Source organism: Endozoicomonas sp. ONNA1 (assembly GCF_024606325.1).
Lineage (GTDB): Bacteria > Pseudomonadota > Gammaproteobacteria > Pseudomonadales > Endozoicomonadaceae > Endozoicomonas_A.
This window is the reverse complement of record NZ_JAHHPN010000842.1, coordinates 1-2,668: the sequence shown is the minus strand read 5'-3', so window position 1 is coordinate 2,668 and position 2,668 is coordinate 1. Positions and strand designations below refer to the sequence as shown.

The following is a 2,668-nucleotide window of genomic DNA, read 5'->3' as shown; positions in this document are numbered from 1 at the left end:
TTTCAGAGCTCAGGCGAGTGGTGACAGAGCTGGAAAACCTGCTGCTCTGCCCTGTAGACGTGGAGTTTGCCATCGATCATCAGGGGCGCCTGTTCCTGTTGCAGGTACGTCCTGTCACCCGACTCTCTGGCGGCATGGATTTTGCCATGTCCATACCCGAAGACAGTCTGGCCACTGGCGAGGGGGCCAGCGAAGGCTTTTGCACAGGACCACTCTGGCTGGCTAATAAGCGTGATTCAGGCGCTATGCCAGAGGGAGCCATTGTCGTGGCTCACCACGCTGAAGAGTGGATGCTTGAGCCTGAATGCCTGAATCGGGCAGGGGGGGTTGTCTTTACCGAAGGGGGATTCAATGATCATGTGGCGATCCTCCTGAGACAGAAAAAAATACCCTTAATGCTGGTCGGCGGCGAGTATGCGGCAATGGTCGCACAGAATGGCCAACCGGTCACACTGGCCTGCGCCCGTTTTAAAGATAAGCCCGGTGCCTTCGTTGTTGCCGGTGACATTACCGAAAATCTGGACAGTCACAGAAGCCTGTCCTCTGCTGTTTCTGATGTTTCATCTGTAAAAGCCATCCCGTTACGGGATGATTTGTCTCCCTCTGAAGGCGCATTCAGCCGGGTCACCAGCGGTTTTCAATGGCTCACAGATCAAAATGCCCGCCTGTTGGCATTTTTTGCTCCCGGCTACGGACTGGATTGTTTGGCAAACCCCATAAAGCTGAGCATGTCGCCACAACGATCAAAGTTACTGGCAGAGACCGGGGAGAGCGTAAGCAGGCTCATTCATGGAGCTGAAGCCATGTTGAAGGGTTACCAGAGCTTCTTGCTGCTGGCGGATAACAGTGGTTCATTCCAGCACAAGTCATTGCTGAATGAAGTACCGCAATTGAACAACCGGTTCGGGGCACTGAAAAAGACCATCCAATCACGGGTAGAGGCTGTCGTCCATCCAATGCAAGCCTCTGAAGAAGGGCAGGTATTCCCGTTTCGACAGTGGCTGGCAGAGTGCCATCAGCTTCAATCCAGTCTTCAAGCACTTCATTCCCGGAAGGCTGAGCAGTGCCAAAGTGTCCATGACTTGATTTTTGCCCTGCATCAGCGTTTTGTAGCGGCGCTGGCGCCGGTCGCTCTGGCCTCCGGTCAGGGCAGGATATCCAAGGAACGGTACATGACCTATGTTGATTGCACGTCCCCGGGTGAAGAGGCACCGCTGTTGAGGGCGTCCGACAAAGCATCAATGAAAAAGTTAGGGCTTTCAGGGACTGTCGTCAGTATGGATGATGCCTTGATTGTTAACCTGAAGTTAGGAAGTCATGTGGGACTTGTTGAACTTCTTGAGCATGCAGATGGGGGAAAAGAACGAACCTTGCGGCTGAGATTTTCTGACCAATTTGAGGAACCTGATGGCGTTGATGAAGACGGCAAGTTAAAGCGTATGTGGTTTCTGGTGCAGTCTCTGAAAGCGATCGGACTGGATGAAAATTCTGATAGCATGAAGCTGGGTTGCAACGCCGTAGCGGGAGAAATTACCGTTGAATGCCCTCGAATGAAATCACGTAACAACATGCAGGGTGCCTTTGAGAAACTGATCATTGTGTTAGATGAAATGTATAATCTGGATAGTTTATTTGAATGCAGGGCCATTTTTGAAGGAGATCAGTGGGACTTCAACTTGCTTGCACAGCGCCTTAATGGCAATGTTGCAACAGAAGCTGAGAGATTTGCGTTTGAGCATTGCCTTTTTTTAGTGTTTTGTCGGAGAGTTTCATCTTCTTCTGACGCTTTCTGTCAGTTATTAAGCGACCATTACCAGCGGTTTATTCATCATGGACAGTGTTTAAGAGTGTGTGTGCGGCATGTGTTTATTGAGGGAAAATCGAAAGACAGTCTGCGGGAAATGTTAATGAGCGATGAGATAAGTGAGGACATGCGAAGGGAGCTCTTACAACATCTTTTATTGTTATATCCTGATGAAGCTACTCTATTGGTTGAGGATGTGTATCCCGATTTTAGAGATCAATACTTTGTTATCAGCCCATCAATGGACTATAAACTGAAGTTTGCAGTCCCTCCGTTTGATCTCCCACCGTATAATCTCCGACCGACTCACTGGCTTGCGGAGCATAAAGAAAAGCTAAAGAAAGCCTTATTGAAGCATGGGCTGAAATATGGCAGTCAACGAGTTCGAGAGTGTCACTCTAGTTTTACAGACAGGCTCGGAAATTTGCGAATAACGTCTAATCTATTCTGACAGCGTTGACCATTACACACCGTGTTCCCAGCTCCTTGTTGTTTTTCCTGTTGCGTGCTTCAGCCCGATGGCTGAACTTTATAAAGATATCATGGTCAAAAGAAGTAATTGATTAACGCAACAGGCTCTTGGTTATTAAATCATGGATGAATATTAACTTTGGAGGGATGTCTTGATGTTATCTGCTGGATTTGACAAAGCATATCACCCCATCCTGACAAAGAATCCAACTCAGGAGACCGAGGCCGGGAGTTCATTTAAAAGTCAATTCGGAGGTCCTGATATCAGCGGCGTTCCGATCGACGAAACACCACTGGCCAAGCGCTTCTGCAGCGCTTGCAGTTTATCTTCTTCAGAGCAGGCTGCTGACTATTCTCCCGCCAGCCGGAAACAACTGGGTGGCAAGGGGATGT

2 protein-coding genes are annotated in these 2,668 nt (G+C 49.0%); both read left to right on the top strand.

Annotation, left to right across the window (positions count from 1 at the left end):
* Nucleotides 1–2,255: PEP/pyruvate-binding domain-containing protein (locus KDK19_RS19805; RefSeq protein ID WP_257292701.1), on the top strand; the 2,255-nt coding region annotated here is incomplete at its 5' end.
* Between the two features lie 175 nt (nucleotides 2,256–2,430).
* Nucleotides 2,431–2,668: hypothetical protein (locus tag KDK19_RS19800; RefSeq protein WP_257292700.1), on the top strand; the 238-nt coding region annotated here is incomplete at its 3' end.